The organism is Roseibium sp. TrichSKD4, from assembly GCF_000148725.1.
Lineage (GTDB): Bacteria > Pseudomonadota > Alphaproteobacteria > Rhizobiales > Stappiaceae > Roseibium.
The window spans coordinates 88,602-106,262 of sequence record NZ_GL476318.1; the positions used below are offsets into that span (position 1 = coordinate 88,602).

The window sequence follows — 17,661 nt, forward strand, 5'->3', positions numbered from 1 at the left end:
TCAGCTGATTGTTTTTACGAACGTTTTTTCTCTCACATTAAGGCAACGAAGGGAGGACTTAACCATCCAGTTTTTACAGAAAAATCTTGGAAAATTAGGGCAAAGCAAAGCTCCCCAACGGCACCTGGAACTGCAAATCTACCAATATACTGTCATCGTGTGAGACAGAGAGCTGAATGCGCAATTATGTCGAGAGCCTTTGAAACTCACTAGGCAGGGTGCGCCACAGCCCAGTCTAGTGCCGCCTCAAGTCGGTCGTCACCCCAGAACAGCTCATTATCATCGGTCGTAAAGCTGGGTGCTCCAAAAATTCCGAGAGATTGGGCGTCCTCAGTGTTTTGGCGCAATTCATCCTTGATCTGCTGATTTGTTTTGATGCTTTCAAAGCATAGACTTGGTTCAAGCCCCAGATCAGCAAGGATTGATGCCAGGTCTTCAGGTTGGGCTATCGGCAACCCGTCACCGAATTGTCGCCGGTACACAGCCAAAATGAACAGCTCTCCCCAACCGTCCCTGAGGCCAAGCAATGCCAAACGAGCTGCAAGAAGTCCATTTTGTGGGAACTCTGTTGGCCGACGAAATGGCGAGAGTCCGAGAGCGAGGGATCTGCGTTCCAGATCTCGCCACATATACCGTCCCTTCGCCGCATAGATATTGAAAGGTGAAGTGTCCCAACCCTGAGATTTGAAAATCGGTCCCAGTAGGAACGGACGCCAAACGATGTCCACTCCGCTCTCAGTTGCCAACGCCTTAATGCGCGCTGCTGATAAAGCAGAATAAGTCGAGGCAAACTCAAACCAGAACGTCAGCTTGGGCAACATCCCCTCCACGTATTCCTAAAGTCTCACTTTTCAATCGCTTCAAGCGACCTTCCGACTGGAACCCGAATAGAGTAAACGACGTCACATCAAGCGGCTCTGCTGGCTTTTGGAGTAATTCGATAAACGCATCGACGATCACCAGACAAGAGATGCTCTTCGCGCACGACATTCACGTCCTGCCCAAACACATTTTGAAACAGTTTCAGTTCGGACCGACAAAACCCCTGACAAGCCGCCGCAGCTGCACAAATTGAACAGTGGTTCTCAATCAGCAGATACCTATCACCGACGTCCTCCACCTCAGCCATATAGCCTTCGCTGCTGCGCAGATCGGCAAGCGCCTCAACCTTCGCCTTCAAGGTCTCAACACCGGAAAGGGAATTTGCGTATAACTGCTCTGACTGTTTCTCACGATGTGCAATGAGGGCGTCGATCCCGTCTTCGCCAAAAATATCTGTCACACCATCCAAGAGGCCTACAATCAGGTTGGAATGACTGTCCGGGAACTGCTGGTGCCCCACGGCGGTCAATGACCAGACTCGCTTTGGGCGCCCTACCGAGCCCTTGATATCTTCAAACTTGACCAATTCCTCCTCAAGCAGCCCATCAAGGTGCTGACGAATGGCCACAGACGTCACCTCAAGATGCTTTCCCAGCGCCACAGCCGTTTGTGGCCCGGAGGACTTGAGCGCATTTAGAAGTCGGGTTCGTGTTCGATCAACCATGGTCAACCTATAGCACGGGCAATCTTTTAAAAAAATATTTTTCTTTTTTTATTGCAAAGCGCATTCCCGACCTCATAATAAAGAAAGTTTTTTATTTCTAAATAGGAGATTGAAGGGATGAAGGAACATTGCTTCAGGGTGATTTCGCAACACGGATAGTGAGTTGGGCTCAAAGAGTGGTCGCAAGGTTCACATTTCGCAGATCGTTGAAAAGAGTCCCAACTGATTTACTGGCTGATGTGATCCCGGACCAAAATGTAATCGACAAAGAGCAAACACTGCGGAGAAACGAGTTTGCTCGCGCCACATGGATCACCTACTCTGTGCCAGATTGGAGATCGCACTAGGTGGATTAATGGCAGGTGGAACGAAAAGACAAAAAGAAGCCCGCAAGGCCCTGCGAACCCTCATACCTCGCGTTCCTTTTTCAGATGCCGAGGCCGTGCTTGAAAAAGCTCTAAGCGGTCATTTGCGTCACCTGCCGCCCTCAATCGCGGTATGGCAGGCAACAACAAGTTACATCCGCCACGAGCACACCGATTACGACAGCCTTCTTGACGAAGGATACGACCGTGATGCCGCCCGTTTTTTTGTCATAGATGCAATGAATGATGTTTTGGAAAGTTGGGGCAGCGGACAACGATTAGACGCTGATGAAGAAACCACAATTTCGTTCTAAAGAACGGAACTTACAGCTTTAAATGCCCATAAAGCCGCTCAAAACAGGCAGGGCAGAACCCGTGGGAAATCTGGTGGTCCTTGAGATAGTCTTCAATCGACACCCAACCCTCGGCATGTGACGGATCATTGGTTTCTTCAACCCGCACCGACTTGCAAACCGAGCACATCGGGAGAAACGTGGCCAGAGCCTGCTCGGTAATTCGGCTATGAGATATATCCTTCGCCGACCCCACTATCCGCACCACGCCTGAACGAGTGCGAATTGGCATAAGCGACGTGGACCACCACCCCATCCCACTGGGCAGGTCCAGTTCTTCAACGTAACTGACCTGCTCCCAAGTGTCAGTGGCTAGGCCATAGTTTTCAAACAAAAGAACACGGGTTTCACGAGGACACCAGCTGCTCATCGGCTGTCCCACTTCATCCTTAAGTCCCGTAAGAGAAGCGTGAAGATGGTTGAGCGCAATGACTGTCCAGTCGACTGGCGATCTTGATGTTTGTTCAACAACGAACATGGCCGTTGGAATAGCTTCTATCAAAATCTTCAGGGGCGAAGTGACATCCCCGTGGCCATCGACATGGCTGAATAAGATATGGTCATCGTCAAGGGTCTGGCCATGAACACCCGTATGAACCAAGCCGAGACGACGCATCTCAATCCCTCACGAAAATGCAGGAAGAACCAACATAAGTACTAAGTATAATTACGTGCTAAAGAATAGGCACATAACTGAAGGGAGGAAATACACCAGAGGTAGAAATGCACTTTAACTCAATATTTTGCAAACAAAATTAAATCAAACAACTGAATAAACTAAACCCACACCTGAGGAAGGAGCGGAAATCCACCCCATCCCTCCGCAACTAAGAAGAATTCGCGCGTACAGCGGGGCACTCAAACGTAAATCCACTGCTCGGGGATGTGCGCCGTAACGCTTTCACCTGCTTTCAAAACACCTGGCTTTTCAACATAACCAACAAGCCCTCGCAGCTTCTGCGCCGCCTTAGGGAACAACAAGTCGAGACCTTCCCGACCCGGGAAATTCTGACCAATTGCATTTCCGGCAATACGGCAGGGCGCATTGTCCCCATCTACACGGATGACAACACCGCCTTCAAACACCAGTCTGGTGCGCGGGGGAACCAGAGACAGGCTCGGTATGCCGGAAACAAGAATGTTTCCACCAATCCATTCCGCTTTCAGGTCAGGAATGTCCATACGCCGCGCAATCGCCCGAAGCTCTTCCGTCGACAGAATGGAGATCTGGCGCTCATTACACATCTCTGTACCACGCGGATACCAAGGCTCCCGCCCACCAGACAGACGCGTAAACCCACCGTGCCGATCCCCCGGGATGCCTTCGAAGGTCAGCTCCAATTCGTCGATTGGAGACGTTTGAAACTCCTCGACAGAAGTTGTCGCAAACACACCCTTTGTCTTGCCGGTAACTTTCTGCGCACGCGTGTGGTGACGCAGCTCAATCTCTTCTTCGCCAAATAAATCGGTCGGCATTGAATTCCCTCTCATTTTTCGCGCCAACCTTATTCGAGCCAAAAGCGCGAAACAAATGAATGAGTTTGATCGATCTCAGAAATTTTTTGATTGAACCCGCGACGAATCCACCGATCACTTTGTAGTATTTATACTTACAAAATAAACGCTTCTATTGAAGTAATCGCGTAATACTCAACGTAAATTGAAAATTTACTCGAATTTAAACCCCTTATAACAACCTAAAATTGCAGACTCGAAAGGAAACTGCCGAAGAGTAATTACCCCCACTGGAAGGACCCTCCATGCCCGGTCGTCGGAACAGCAAAGCGAACAACGCTTTGTCTTGGCTAAACCAAGTGAAAACCAAACCGAAGATCCTGTTTGGGATGGGTCTACCACTTGTTTTAACTACCGCTCTCGGTGCCTACGCCCTCTTCGACATAGAAAAGATTGTCCAGACAAACAAATGGGTCAATCACACTCAAAATGTGCTTGCTAAATCCAATGGGATAATTGGCTCTGCAGTCGACATGGAAACCGGCATGCGTGGATATTTGCTCGCAGGCAAGGAGGGTTTTCGGATATTTCCCAAGTAACTGTGTGTTGCGACGAGGTTGACCGTTTTCACGGACGTTTGCAACTCTGACGGCAGCGTTGTCGGGGCGATTATCGATTTTGACGGTTACGTAAGCGCGGTTTTTGAGCTTTTCGTGGACTTTATCCCGTTTGGGCTGCGACAAGACACAGCTGTGGAGCCGCATTTGTGTTGGTTTCGTTGTTTGGAGCGTCATGCAGGCCTCGGCGGGGGCTTGAGGGCGCGGATTGCGGCGAGGATTCGTCCGAAGACGTAGCCTGATACAGCCACCTCTGCCAGTTGGAACGTGATTTTGCGCGCATGGCGTACGACCTTTGCCCCGATTTTGATGAGGCGGCTCTGGATACTTGTCAGCGACCAGTCGGCGACCTCTTCCGGGAGGTCTAGCCCTTGCAGGAAGACACCAAGGTTATACGCCAATGCGTGAAGCTGAAGCCGGACCTCATTGTCACAGAACCGCTTGCAGGACAGGCGGGTCCAAGTGATGGCGTTCTTGCCTTCTTTGATGTGCTGTTCGGCTGTGCCGCGCTGATTGTAGAAGCGGATGATCCATTCCGGCTCCATCGGCAAGTTGGTGACGACAAAACCCACGCGAGGGAATAGATCACCGGGATACCATTCGATCTTGGCAACCACCTGACGGGGCTTGCTCCATGAAGCAGCCTGATACTCAAAAACCTCATAGAAGCGCTTGATCTTTGTCTTTGAGGGACGTCCCACGGGGCGGGTCAGCTGATGGCTGATCTTCTCTTCCAGCACAGCGTTCTTTTTGAGGCGGATGGCGTAGCGGTACCCTTCAGCCTCTAAAGTCTCGTAAAGTTCCGGAATGGCAAAGGCGGCATCAGCGCGAAAGAAGCGCATGATGTCGCGCTCTGCATAGCGCGCAATGACGGGTATCAGAAGAGCCTTCCAGTCATCCGCGCTGTGGACGCTGCCATTGCGCAGGGCACAGCGTTCCAAGTGGCCAAACTGATTGAAGATGAACAATGGGTGATAGCAGTTGCAGCCGAAATGCCCGTTCCATGCGGTTCCCTCCTGAGCGCCATGGGTGGGGCTGACAGAGCTATCCATGTCCAAGGTGATGTAGTTCAGTCCTTGGCGACCATGCACCGCATCAATCCATTGACCGGGCATATCGGCCAAGGCTTCCCTGTTGGCGGCAGTCGCGAGCACCTCAGTCTCAAAGCGGCCCATCTGGGAGGAGGATGCCGCCTGAGTGTCAACGGCACGGCCCCCGATAATCTGGCGCATTACCGGGTCACGCGACAGACGCACGGCATCATTCACATCTTCATAGCCCGCAAGGCGACCAAATATCGATTGGCGCAGCAGGCCCATCAAGGTGTGAACGCCATTCTTACCTTTGCGGGTATCCCGAAGGAACCGAACCGCTTTGCCGAAAAGGCCAAGGGCGTCATCAAGCTCCCGGTAAAGCAGAAGACCGCCATCAGAACTGATCTTTGAACCGTGGAATTCCAACCGCACCCGAGGGTCAAAATCCAGCCGAAAATCGCTCTCAGAACCCGCACCCGTTGGGTGTGCCATTTTTCAGCCCTCCGTCATCAAGTAACACGCTGTAATATAAAGAGAAAAATAGGATAGAAGAAGCTAAATCAGCTGACTACTTGGGAAATCCGGGCTCATCAATGATTGGGTTGCGAATGTAATTGAGCCCGGCATGAAGCTCCGGGCTCGAGTGCAACGCGGGGCACGTTCCCATGCCGAAGTAGACACTTATGTGTCAGCTCAAAAGGGCAAAACCTATTTCGACGGCTTCAGAACGATCATGGCCGAATTCTACGCGATTGAAGAAGGTTTGATCGAAGAGCGCAAGGCGGCTGCCGCAACCGCCAGCTTGAACATGGAAAAAGCCCTGAAGGTTCTGGATGAGACCCAACGCTGGACCGTTCATACGTATAAGGTCATTGCTCAGGCCAACGACATCATTGCGTCCGCTGTCGATATGGAAACCGGCATGCGCGGCTACCTGTTGGCGGGACAGGACGCGTTCTTAGCTCCCTATGAGCAAGGTGGCATTCGTTTCAGCGATCAGGTCGCCAGCTTGAGCAAAACCGTCAGCGACAACCCTGCTCAAGTCTCGCTCCTAGAGGACGTTTCTGCCACCATCGCCAACTGGAAGTCAGATGTAACAGAACCGATGATCGCGCTCCGCCGCGACATTGGCGATGCAAAAACGATGGACGACATGGCAGACCTTGTCGGTAAAGCGCGAGGCAAACAGTATTTTGATCAGTTCCGTCAAATCATGGCTGATTTTAATGCCGAGGAAGAGGCACTGATGATCAGCCGTCAGGCAGAGAACTCTGAAACAGTCTCAGAAGCTTACCTCTTTATTGGTATTGGTGTCGCAAGCGCCATTGGTATCGGCCTCGGAATGGCCGTGCTTGTTGGCAACGGCATAGCCAATCCAATTATTCGCATTACGAGTGCGATGGAGACGTTGGCAGGCGGCAACAACAATATCGAAGTCGAGGGTCAGGAGCGCAAGGACGAAATTGGCGGCATCGCTCGTGCAACACAGGTCTTCAAAGACAATGCGATCGAAAAAGAGCGCCTGTCAAAAGAAGCTAAGGAAGCGGAAGCAAAGGCCAAGGAACAACAGCGCCAGAACCGTTACAACATGGCTGACCAGTTGGAGCGCGAAGTAAAAACCGTGATCCAACAGATTGCGTCGTCATCTACCGAGATGAGAACAGTCGCTGGCGGATTGGCAAATCAGGCCGCAGAGGCAAATTCTCAGTCTACGGTCGCGGCGAGCGCAACCGGCGAAGCAGCCCAAAATGTGGAAGCCATTGCAGCAGCGACGGAAGAGCTATCTGCATCGATCTCGGAAGTTGCGCAACAAGCGTCGAACTCACGAGAAATCACCGCAGACGCTCAGCAAACTACTGAACAAGCTGCTGACTCTATGCAAAACCTTGCCAACATGGCGCAAAAAGTCGGTGATGTGGTCAACCTCATTCAGGCAATTGCAGAGCAAACAAACCTGCTGGCGCTGAATGCGACGATCGAGGCTGCCCGTGCTGGTGAGGCGGGCAAAGGATTTGCTGTTGTTGCCTCGGAGGTCAAGGACCTCGCAAGCCAGACAGCAAAAGCCACTGAGGAGATCTCAAACCAGATCACCAACATGCAAACCGCCACGAGTGGTTCGGTCAACGCTATCGAACAAATCCGTTCGGTAATGTCGACACTTGGTGAGAACGCCGTATCGATCGCCGCAGCCGTTGACCAACAGCTGGCATCGACACAGGAGATCTCTCGCAGCGTTCAACAAACCGCATCTGGCACTCGAGATGTCTCCGGCAACATCGAACAAGTTCAGTCAGCAATTGGTGAAACAGACAGTGCGGCCGCACAGGTGTTGACTGCCGCAAGTGAGCTTTCCCAAAATTCAGAAGTTCTAGACGAACAGATGGATGCAGTGCTCCGCGAGCTGCGAGTAGCATAAGCCAGTAGAAAAATTAGCTCTCAAAAGGCGAGGCTTCAGGCCTCGCCTTTTTCGTTTATTCCCCCAACTTCACAACTCGCCGCTTCAAACGTCTATCTTTTCAAAGAGACCTTGAAGCGGACGCAGCACATCTGGGATCTAGCGCTTAAATGGCCTTAACCTCTTCCTGCGCCACCGTTATGAATTACAAGGAAACCCCATGGCCATTACGATCAAACTGGACGACAAGACAAATTTTCCGGCTGAGAGCACCTCGGCAGTATGGGTTCCCGGATGGATTAACGGCGGCGATGCCAGTACATTCCAAACCCTTCAGGCGAATGGAAGCTTTGGCCCGCCTTCCGCCACTCTACCATTTTACAAGGTGGAGAACCTTGCCGAAATAACGCTAGTTTCGGCAACGAATGGATCAGATCGGCTTGTTTTCGTGGCCAGCGACACAACGCCAGGTGATTTGAACATCACGGATCATTCTCCGGTTGAATACGCTCAATATCCTTATGCAGGAGAGCCGACGAGCACCGTAACCCCGCCCGGCCCGTTTGATATTTTCGAGTTCAGCATGGATGCTGAGTTCAACTTGAGCGCCGTCAGCGGGTTCGGCCTGAACCTCTCCTTCTCCGCAACGCCTGATGGGAGCAGCACAGCGCAGAATTTCGGTGTTCAGCCAAACATCACCCGCGCCGAGATTGCCAGCGCTTGGTCGTCATTCATCGTCAATGAAACAAAGACTTACCCTCCTGCAGCTGCATTTGAAGGGCTGCTATATAAAGAACCGCTTCCCGGCCAAAGCTGGATACCTCCACTAGTCGGCGATCAGTTTTTCGCGCTCTGCGACCCCAACGACATGCTGGCAGCGAGGTCAAACAACTACACCGGAACCACGAGCGATCCGCTGGCTACCTTCTGGGACAAAACGCTGGATGATTTCTTTTGCGAGGGAAATTTCCTGTCCATCAATCTTGGATCAGACACCGCTCAAAACATCTATCAAGGTATGGCGCGGGCTATGGTCAACCCGAAAACCGGTGTGCAATCTGTCGCCTATCACCTGTCGAATGGAAGCAATTCCTATTCATTCTTCAAGCCGGTTTCCGCACAAGGCACCTCACCCGGCCTGACGGGGGCCGCCTATGTGTTCCAACAAGCTTTTGGCGACCTGACACCCGATGGAAGTAATGGAGATGCCGGACTACTGCAGGACTGCATTTGGGAAGCTCTGTGCCGAGGTGTGGCTCTCGATGGCGTGTTGGAAGTCTGTGCCACAGACGCCTCCTTGAGCGGTTACACCACCCGTGCCTGGAACAACTGGAAAAACTGGTATCCATCCGGAAAGCCATCGCATTTTTACGCCAAGTTCCTGCATTGCAGCGACAAGGATGGCAATGACAGCCGTATTACCGGCAAACCACCGATCTTCTACGGCGGCGCGGCTTACGGGTTCTCGATGGACGAAACCCCAATCGGCCCCTATTCCGGCCCCAACGTGCCCTCCAAAACCGTCGGGTCTATCTCAAACGGCACAGTTACAATCACCGTCGGGCCTTGGGGGTGAAAAATGCCGTCATTCCGGACAAACGACGCGTAGGCGGAGTGCTGATCCGGAATGACGCAGGTTCACAAAAAAGGCGGAGCCGCTGGCCCCGCCTTTCGTAACTCTCAAATCAGACCATCTTACCGAGTCAGCGGCTTGTACTTGATCCGGCGCGGGTCGGCTGCGTGGGCACCAAGGCGGCGGACCTTGTCCTTTTCGTAGTCTTCGAAGTTACCTTCAAACCACTCCACATGGCTATCACCTTCAAAGGCGAGCATGTGTGTGGCAAGGCGGTCGAGGAACATACGATCGTGCGAGATGACCACGGCGCAGCCGGCGTAGTTTTCCAGAGCGTCTTCCAATGCTGCCAACGTCTCAGTGTCGAGATCGTTGGTCGGCTCATCGAGCAGCAGAACGTTAGCGCCCTGCTTCAAGACCTTGGCAAGGTGCACACGGTTGCGCTGACCACCGGAGAGGTCGCCAACTTTCGCCTGCTGAGCCGGGCCCTTGAAGTTGAAGGACGAGCAATAGGCGCGGGAGTTGATTTCCTTGTCGTCCAGATAGATGACTTCAGCACCACCGGAAATCTCTTCCCAAACATTGTTTTCAGGGTTCAGCGCATCACGGGACTGGTCCACATAACCAAGACGCACACTGTCGCCGGTGACGACCTCGCCGCTATCCGGCTTTTCCTGGCCTGTCAGCATCTTGAAGAGCGTTGATTTACCAGCGCCGTTCGGACCAATCACGCCGACAATACCACCGCGCGGCAGCTTGAAGGACAGATCATCGATCAAAAGGCGATCTTCAAAGCCCTTGGAGACACCTTTCACCTCAATGACGTTAGCACCAAGACGTTCGCCAACCGGGATCAAGATCTGTTCGATGGACGGTAGGCGCTCTTCCTGTGCAGACAGCAGATCATCAAAGGCCTTGATACGGGCTTTCGACTTGGTCTGACGGCCTTTCGGGCTCATGCCCATCCACTCACGTTCCCGCGCAATGGCACGGTTGCGAGCCATGTCCTCACGGCCTTCCTGCTCCATCCGCTTGGACTTCTTCTCCAGATAGACGGAGTAGTTGCCCTCATAAGGAATACCGCGGCCACGATCGAGTTCGAGAATCCAGCCAGTCACGTTGTCGAGGAAGTAGCGATCGTGGGTGATGATCAGGACAGAGCCCTTGAATTCACGCAAATGCCGCTCCAGCCAGTGAACGGTTTCCGCATCAAGGTGGTTGGTCGGCTCATCGAGCAGCAGCAGATCCGGCTCGCTCAAAAGCAACTGACACAGCGCCACCCGGCGGCGCTCACCGCCAGAAAGATTTGCAACACCGGCATCCGCAGGCGGGCAGCGCAGGGCTTCCATCGCCATTTCCACCTGGCTTTCCAGGTTCCACAGGTCCTGCGCGTCGATTTCGTCCTGCAGCTGGGCACCTTCCCCGGCCGTCTCGTCCGAGTAGTTCATCATCAGCTCGTTATACCGGTCGAGCTTGGCCTGTTTATGGGCAACGCCTTCCATGACGTTTTCCATGACAGTCTTGCTCTCGTCGAGCTGCGGCTCCTGCGGCAGATATCCGACCTTGGCACCTTCTGCTGCCCAAGCTTCGCCCTGATAATCCTTGTCGAGCCCGGCCATGATTTTCAACAGTGTGGACTTACCCGCACCATTGGGCCCCAAAATACCGATCTTGGCATCCGGGTAAAAAGACAGATGAACGTTATCGAGGACTTTTTTGCCCCCGGTGTAGGACTTCGACAGTCCGTGCATGTGATAGATGAACTGGCGCGCCATGGGGCTCCGCTTCTCCACGTTTTTGGATGTTGGGATTCTGCTCAAAATCTGCCGCGTGTTTTATGCGAAACTTGGCGTCGGGGCAATGGGGGAGATGCGAGCCAATTGGTGAAGACTAGCGGAATGAGCCCAAACGCCAACTCCATCCGCCGCAAAGCCTCCAATTTTTTGAGTAATCAATATTCCCGCCAAAATACGCCAAACCATTTTTTTAGCGTGTTCAACCATCCCCCGATAGATCACGGTATGGATCCCGGATCACGCTGCGCTTGTCCGGGATGACGATGTGAAGGGGATGCGTGGGGATGTACCCAGCCTCAATTGTCATCCCATGGCTATGACCATGGGATCCATTCCGTTTTCTTTCAGCTTGCTCAGGAAACCAAATGAACCAGTGAAATCATCCTGTCCGATCAACTCACATCTGAAACCTGCAAGATACGGGAAAACCGACCACATGAGATTGTTTGATGAGCGCCATCAACCTACGCTGGCCAAAATTTCTTTTACGAGATTGAGACATGTTGATTACGTCTTACGCCCAAATCGAGGAACTGATTGAAAACGGCGAGCTCACTAACGCTGAGCAAAAACTGCTAGAGGGCTGCAAAAATGGCAGGTTAGTCGTCGTTGGCGATGGTCAACTTCCAAATAAACGTACGGAAGAAAACGCAGTTCGTGCAGGTTTGCTGCGTTATCTTATGTGCGGCGGATGCGAGACCTATCGGCCGCATGATCACGGTGTGGAACTCGTCGGGGCATGGGTCGAAGGAGAGCTGGATATCGAATTCGCCAAGACAAGGGGCAACAATCATCTCGTTGCTTGTTCGTTTCATGAAGTAATCAACGCCTTTCAGATGGTCGGCGATGCAATCAACCTGACCAGAAGCCGGTTTCCGGGATTGTTCGCCCAAGGCGCGAAGATCGCTGGCGGTGTTTTCCTGCGTGAGGCCGTGTCGGAGAGCAGAGTCTCTTTTTCAGGCGCGAAAATCGCAGAGGACGTATTCCTGAGCGACACCACATCAGAGGGCACAGTCTCTTTTGCGGGCGCCGAGATTGGCGGCCAGTTTTCTTGCAATAAAACCAAGCTGAAGGGCGACGACGGCAAGGCCCTGAACGCCCAAGGCGCGAAGATCACTGGTGACGTTTTCCTGCACGAGGCCACATCAGAGGGCGAAGTCTCACTTGCGGGCGCGGAGATTGGCGGACAGCTATCATGCAATAAAGCCAAGCTGAAGGGCGGCGACCACAAGGCCCTGAATGCCCAAAGCGCGAAAATCGCACAGGGTGTTTTCCTGACCAACACCATATCAAAGGGCGAAATCTCTTTAGCGGGCGCCGAGATTGGCGGCCAGCTTTCTTGCCATGAAGCCAAACTGAAGGGTGGCAACCACAAGGCTCCGAATGCACAGGGTGCGAAGATCGCAAGTGATGTTTTCCTGACCGACGCCATATCGGAAGGCGAAGTCTCTTTTGCGGGCGCTGAGATTGACGGCCGGCTTGCATGCGAAAACGCCATACTGGCGGGCAACACGGGCGATGCACTCAACGCCCAGCGGCTGGTAGTGAAAGCAGGCTTTTTCTGGCGAGAGGTAGACTCTGTTTCAGGTTTAATTGATCTCGCCTCCGCTCATGTGGGCGATTTGGTAGACGACAAGGAAAGTTGGGACAAGGTTGAACAGCTAGAGCTCTCGGGCTTCACGTATGACACGCTGCATGGCTCGACGGATTTGGCGTTTCGAAAAGACTGGCTCAAAAAGGGTGCCAGACCAAACGGAGCGTTTCACCCCCAACCCTATCAGCAATATGCCAAGGTGTTGCGGACCAGCGGGCACAGGGCTGAGGCAAGGGACATACTGGTTGAAAAGGAAATTCAGCAGCGGCGGGCACGGCGCAGTGTCTGGCGAAACTCCATCCGATTTATGCGGTCTCTAAATAACCTCATCCAGCAGAAAGGTAGAGACGCGGAAACTCGAAGAGCAGCAGCGCAAACAGCCGCTGCCGCCGCTGCTGAAGCCCCTGAAATTCGTGCGAAATTTAATGACGTTTTCTTTAGGCGCTTCGGATCTAACCCAACACGCTCCGACTGTGATGCTTTTGAAAACCGGTGGGCACAGCAGGATTTCCAAAATCAGTTGCTTATTGACCGTTCTTGGAATGCCCTGTGCATTTCGTGGAACACAATCTGGGATCGTGTGCTGAGATTTGTTGCAGGATATGGCTACAAACCCTGGCGAAGCTTAGGTTGGCTTTTCGCCATGATCATGATCGTAGCTGGATTGGCCCACCTGACTTGGCAAGCCGGTGATTTCGCGCCCAATTCCGATGTAATTCTGACATCGGAAAACTGGAAGTCCTATGCCGATGCAGTGAACGAAGACGGCGCGCCCACCTATGCCAATCCGGCAGAAGTCCGGTCCAAAACGCCAGATCAACAAGCCGTTGGTCACGGACGTGATTATGAGACCTTTGACTCCATTTTCTATGCCATGGACGTGGTCGTCCCGATCATTGATCTCGGCCAGACAGATGCCTGGGCTCCCTCAACCTCCCGTGGGCAAACAGGCTTCTGGATGTTTTATCTGCAAAAAGTCTTCATCATTCTCGGATGGGTCATCACCGCCATCGCTGCCGCAGCGATTACCGGCATTATTCGGAACAATGACGAGGTTTGAAATTATCAAAGCCCGTTTTTCTGCAGAGAGCTCAACTATCCGCAGATAGATCACGGTAAGGATCCCGGATCGCGCTGCGCTTGTCCGGGACGACGATGTGATGGGGATGCGGGGGCTTTGCCCTGCCCCAATTGTCATCCCATGGCTATGACCATGGGATCCATTCCGTTTTTTTTCAACTGGTGAAGGTGCTCGGGGGAACGTCACGTTATATATCCGCGATCAAATCGGGGAAGACGATCGAGGCTGGGGCACGATCCCGGCAAAACACTCAGGCCGTCATCCCGGACAAGCAAAGCGCGATCCGGGATCCCCATTCCGATCACTGTCAGCTTGCTCATACATTTCAAGACAGCTTGTGATTTGGACCACGGAACCCTGTCGCCAATGACGCCCAAAACCACAACCCGTTTTCCCTAAACCCACGGCACGTTCTCCACCCAGTTTGTAGCCTGATGATAGGCGTGGCCGAGTCGGAGGAGTTTGAGGTCCGCGCCTTTGGGGCCGATCAGTTGCAAGCCCATAGGAAGACCCGATGCAGTGAAACCGACGGGCACGTTGAGCGCAGGCACACCGACCAAAGAGGCAGGAATGACGACTTCCATCCACTGGTGATAGGTGGCCATGGGCCTCCCCGCAATCTCGGACGGCCAATGGGTGTCTGCATCAAACGGAAACACCTGAGCGGACGGAAGCGCCAGAACGTCAAACCGCTCAAAAGCGCGAGCAAGCTGCCTGTACCAGCTGGAGCGGACTGTGCTGGCTTCAAATACCTCCATGCTCGACAGCGCAAGACCGCACTCGATCTCCCAAATGGCTTCTGGCTTGAGTTTCGCCCGCGTTGACGGTTTGTCATAAAGCGCCTTGAGACCGCCTGCAATGGCAAAAGAGCGCAAGGTGAGCCACGAGTTCCAAATCTTCTCCGGGGCGAAGGAGGGAACAAACGGCTCGACCTCAACCCCAAGATCGGCGAACGCGGCAAAGGCCCCTTCGCACTGATCCAGCACACCAGCCTCCATGGCATAATGTCCGTTCCAATCGCCAATCCAGCCGATCTTGAGGCCCTTCACGTCACCATCTAGGAGGCCGGTGAATTTGGGTACCTCAGCGTGGGAATGCGGCAAACGCGGATCAGGACCGGCGATCACATCCATCAAAAATGCTAGATCCTCCACGGATCGGGCCATTGGGCCATCCGTCGCCAGCTGATTGAAAAAGCTCTCTTTTCGCGGATCACCCGGCACCAGCCCAAAGGTTGGGCGAAAACCATAGACATTGCAGAACGCTGCCGGATTGCGCAGTGAGCCCATCATGTCGGACCCGTCAGCAAGCGGCACCAGACGCGCTGCTAATGCAGCGGCTGCTCCGCCCGATGACCCGCCCGCCGTTTTGGTTATGTCATAAGGATTGCGCGTGACCCCATGAACCGGATTGTAGCTCTGCGAGCCCATGCCGAATTCCGGCGTATTTGTCTTGCCAATGAAGATCGCCCCTGCGGCGCGCAAACGTTCAGCCAAAAGGTCATCTTGTGCTGGCACATGATCGGCAAAGATCGGAGACCCATGGGTGGAGCGCAGGCCCTTCACTTCCACCAGATCCTTCACCACAAAGGGAAGACCGCGGAGCGGGCCCGTTCGAGGGGTATTGTCTGCCGCCTTTGCGGCCGCCATCAGCGTATCCCGGTCTGGCATAGAGACAATAGCGTTGATCGCCGGATTAACCGCATCAACCCGCGCCAACACCGCCTCCATCACCTCCGCACAGGATATTTCTTTCCGCACCATCAACCTCAAGAGGTCCACAGCATCGAGAAGAGTAAGGTCGGTCGCAGTCATGGGAGGGTCCGTGTTGGTTAACAGGCAAGCATCAAAAGATGACCACAGCAACAGGCACTCCCGCAATGGCAATTTGAGCGAAAGGACCGGTCAAAGTCGGCAACCGCACCACACTGTAGCAGGTCGATCATCGCGGACAATTCCGAGGCCCTTGGCGGTCCAGAAGGCAGGACCATCAGAATTGGATGGGGCAACACCCGCGTGAACACCGCTTGCGCCATGGTCTTTGAGGTTATCAAGAAACAGCGACAACAACCTTGATCCGAAACCCTTGCCTTGGGTGCGGGGCATCACGTTCATGTGAATATGAGCGGGATAATCTAAAAGAAGGTCTGGCGTGGTTTTAACCGGGTGATGGATGAACTGCACACGTTTTTCATCCAAGGACCCGTCAGCAAATTTAGTGTTCGACAGGGGATAGCGGCGACGCAATTCCGGCCACCACTCAACCTCCAGCGCTGTTTCAAACGCAACTGTATCCGTCGCACCGACAACATAGCCGCAAATGCCTTCTTCATCCTCGGCAACATACCCAAACCCGCCTGAAACACTGACATAGGGGAGCGCATAAATCTGCGCCAACAAGGTCGTGTCCTGATAAAGGGCGGTTGCGTCTTTGCCAGCGTCACCGGTCTTCAAACACACGTTAGCCAGACCGTTTTCGTCCCTGGCCTCAACTGGACGCAACTTCATCATCAAATTCTCTGAACTTCGAACTCCGGACTTACATCCGATCACGCAAGCCATACCACCAGTAGGCGAGCTGAAGATAGGCCAACCGAAGTGGCGGAAAGGGAAACCTTCGGAAGGGAGCGCGCATGACTGCAGGGACCTCCGAGGAAGTGAGGTGTCCACAGGCCAGATCCGCAACCTTCTCGCCAGACAAGGATGCCATGGCGATACCACTGCCGTGCCAAGCCATCGCTGTATAGACACCCTCAGATTCGGGGATCTCGCCAACAAAGGGTGTCAGGTTCCAGGAAAGGCAGACGTGACCGTACCAGGAGTGTTCGCTTTCGACATGCCGCCACGCGGGAAACATCCGGTCGAAATCCCTACGCCCTGTATTTTTCATGGCTTCAAGGGAGCCCGGCGTTTCCACCAAACCTCCGCGCGTTCCAAACAGGAACCGACGATCCGGCATCAACCTGAAATAATGCAAGAGTATTCGCGTGTCTGCCGCCATCAAGTCCGAGGTCCAGCCTTGGTCAGCAAGCTCCGTGTCGGTCAAAGGCCGTGTGACATGAACGGACGACATGACCGGTAGAGTTCGCCCGTAGAGCCATTTGGGAAGGCTCTCATCACGGTACCCATTGCCCGCTAAAATCACCTTGTTGGCGGTCACTGTTCCTCGGCCTGTCTGCAAACGCCATTTCGCACCCTGACGGCTGAGCTTCTTCACGGGAGACGTTCCAAATATCCGAACCCCGGCCTCTCGCGCCTTTTGCGCAAGCGCCAACACATACTTCATCGGGTTCAATGCAAATCCATAAGCGACGTGAAATCCACCATGAAACTCTGGCCCTGACAGTCCCTCGTCCTGCAAATCTGATTTGGACAATACCCGAGCAGAAAGCCCAAAAGTCTCCTTTAGATAGGATGCTTCTGCGGCAAAGCCATCAACATCCCGCTTTCGATGCGCAAGGATCACTTCTCCTTTTGAATGTCGATCTGCATGAACACCCCAATCGTCCAGGCGCGCCCGAACGGTCTCAATCGCTTCACATTGATAGCGAACGAAGGCTTTTGCTTCTTCGAGACCGTAATGCCGGACAAGGTCGGTTTCCGATTTCTTCGTGCCTCCAAAACAGCAAAACCCACCATTTCTGCCCGACGCGCCCCAGCCGACATGCTTTGCTTCCAATATGGCGACAGAATGCCCCTGCTTTGCCAGACGCAAGGCCGCGCTTAATCCCGTATACCCTGCCCCGACAATAGCGAACTCCGCAGATACGTCATCCTGAAGCATCGGGTCCTGCGGCAGATGATCGACGCTTGCCTCCCAGTAGCTGCCAATTTTGTGCTGAGTGTTTTCCAT

The 17,661-nt window shown here is 53.5% G+C and carries 14 protein-coding genes; 5 read left to right on the forward strand and 9 right to left on the reverse strand.

What is annotated here, in order from left to right; genetic code table 11:
* Nucleotides 1-209: 209 nt before the first annotated feature.
* The gene (locus TRICHSKD4_RS15940; RefSeq protein ID WP_040617017.1) at nucleotides 210-821 is read right to left on the reverse strand and encodes a 2-hydroxychromene-2-carboxylate isomerase; all 612 of its coding nucleotides are present in this window, start codon (nucleotides 819-821) and stop codon (nucleotides 210-212) included.
* Nucleotides 822-907: 86 nt separating this feature from the next.
* Complete coding sequence (locus tag TRICHSKD4_RS15945; protein WP_009467913.1) at nucleotides 908-1,546, reverse strand: metalloregulator ArsR/SmtB family transcription factor; 639 nt, start codon at nucleotides 1,544-1,546, stop codon at nucleotides 908-910.
* Between the two features lie 355 nt (nucleotides 1,547-1,901).
* Here TRICHSKD4_RS15945 and TRICHSKD4_RS15950 point away from each other — a divergent pair, with 355 nt between their 5' ends.
* Nucleotides 1,902-2,225: a DUF2293 domain-containing protein gene (locus TRICHSKD4_RS15950; RefSeq protein ID WP_009467915.1), complete on the forward strand. Its 324-nt coding sequence runs from the start codon at nucleotides 1,902-1,904 to the stop codon at nucleotides 2,223-2,225.
* A gap of 10 nt (nucleotides 2,226-2,235) precedes the next feature.
* On the opposite strand, the gene TRICHSKD4_RS15955 is transcribed toward TRICHSKD4_RS15950, so the two are convergent.
* Together TRICHSKD4_RS15955 and TRICHSKD4_RS15960 are read right to left on the reverse strand one after the other, a co-directional pair.
* Nucleotides 2,236-2,880, reverse strand: a complete 645-nt coding sequence (locus TRICHSKD4_RS15955; RefSeq protein ID WP_009467916.1) for a hypothetical protein — start codon at nucleotides 2,878-2,880, stop codon at nucleotides 2,236-2,238.
* 242 nt (nucleotides 2,881-3,122) lie between these two features.
* Nucleotides 3,123-3,740 carry an MOSC domain-containing protein gene (locus TRICHSKD4_RS15960; protein WP_009467917.1) on the reverse strand — a complete coding sequence of 206 codons (618 nt, stop codon included), beginning with the start codon at nucleotides 3,738-3,740 and terminating at the stop codon, nucleotides 3,123-3,125.
* A gap of 368 nt (nucleotides 3,741-4,108) precedes the next feature.
* Here TRICHSKD4_RS15960 and TRICHSKD4_RS32370 point away from each other — a divergent pair, with 368 nt between their 5' ends.
* On the forward strand, nucleotides 4,109-4,318 hold the full coding sequence (locus TRICHSKD4_RS32370) for a CHASE3 domain-containing protein (protein WP_085979629.1): 210 nt from the start codon (nucleotides 4,109-4,111) through the stop codon (nucleotides 4,316-4,318).
* 191 nt (nucleotides 4,319-4,509) lie between these two features.
* Here the strand turns inward: TRICHSKD4_RS32370 and TRICHSKD4_RS15970 are convergent, their stop codons facing one another.
* On the reverse strand, nucleotides 4,510-5,862 hold the full coding sequence (locus TRICHSKD4_RS15970; protein ID WP_009466009.1) for an IS1380 family transposase: 1,353 nt from the start codon (nucleotides 5,860-5,862) through the stop codon (nucleotides 4,510-4,512).
* Between the two features lie 133 nt (nucleotides 5,863-5,995).
* Between TRICHSKD4_RS15970 and TRICHSKD4_RS15975 the strand changes: the two genes are divergently transcribed.
* Nucleotides 5,996-7,786: a methyl-accepting chemotaxis protein gene (locus TRICHSKD4_RS15975; protein ID WP_139052168.1), complete on the forward strand. Its 1,791-nt coding sequence runs from the start codon at nucleotides 5,996-5,998 to the stop codon at nucleotides 7,784-7,786.
* A gap of 199 nt (nucleotides 7,787-7,985) precedes the next feature.
* Nucleotides 7,986-9,341 carry a hypothetical protein gene (locus TRICHSKD4_RS15980; RefSeq protein WP_009467920.1) on the forward strand — a complete coding sequence of 452 codons (1,356 nt, stop codon included), beginning with the start codon at nucleotides 7,986-7,988 and terminating at the stop codon, nucleotides 9,339-9,341.
* Between the two features lie 119 nt (nucleotides 9,342-9,460).
* Here TRICHSKD4_RS15980 and ettA read toward each other — a convergent pair whose 3' ends face one another.
* Nucleotides 9,461-11,113: an energy-dependent translational throttle protein EttA gene (gene ettA / locus TRICHSKD4_RS15985; protein WP_009467921.1), complete on the reverse strand. Its 1,653-nt coding sequence runs from the start codon at nucleotides 11,111-11,113 to the stop codon at nucleotides 9,461-9,463.
* Between the two features lie 521 nt (nucleotides 11,114-11,634).
* On the opposite strand from ettA, the gene TRICHSKD4_RS15990 reads away from it, so the two are divergent.
* Nucleotides 11,635-13,788: a hypothetical protein gene (locus TRICHSKD4_RS15990; RefSeq protein ID WP_009467925.1), complete on the forward strand. Its 2,154-nt coding sequence runs from the start codon at nucleotides 11,635-11,637 to the stop codon at nucleotides 13,786-13,788.
* A gap of 416 nt (nucleotides 13,789-14,204) precedes the next feature.
* Here TRICHSKD4_RS15990 and TRICHSKD4_RS15995 read toward each other — a convergent pair whose 3' ends face one another.
* From TRICHSKD4_RS15995 to TRICHSKD4_RS16005, 3 genes are all read right to left on the reverse strand, one after another.
* Nucleotides 14,205-15,623, reverse strand: a complete 1,419-nt coding sequence (locus tag TRICHSKD4_RS15995; protein WP_040617018.1) for an amidase — start codon at nucleotides 15,621-15,623, stop codon at nucleotides 14,205-14,207.
* A gap of 90 nt (nucleotides 15,624-15,713) precedes the next feature.
* Nucleotides 15,714-16,319 carry an N-acetyltransferase gene (locus TRICHSKD4_RS16000; protein WP_009467928.1) on the reverse strand — a complete coding sequence of 202 codons (606 nt, stop codon included), beginning with the start codon at nucleotides 16,317-16,319 and terminating at the stop codon, nucleotides 15,714-15,716.
* Between the two features lie 28 nt (nucleotides 16,320-16,347).
* A complete protein-coding gene (locus TRICHSKD4_RS16005; RefSeq protein WP_009467929.1) occupies nucleotides 16,348-17,661 on the reverse strand; it encodes an FAD-binding oxidoreductase in 1,314 nt (437 codons plus the stop codon).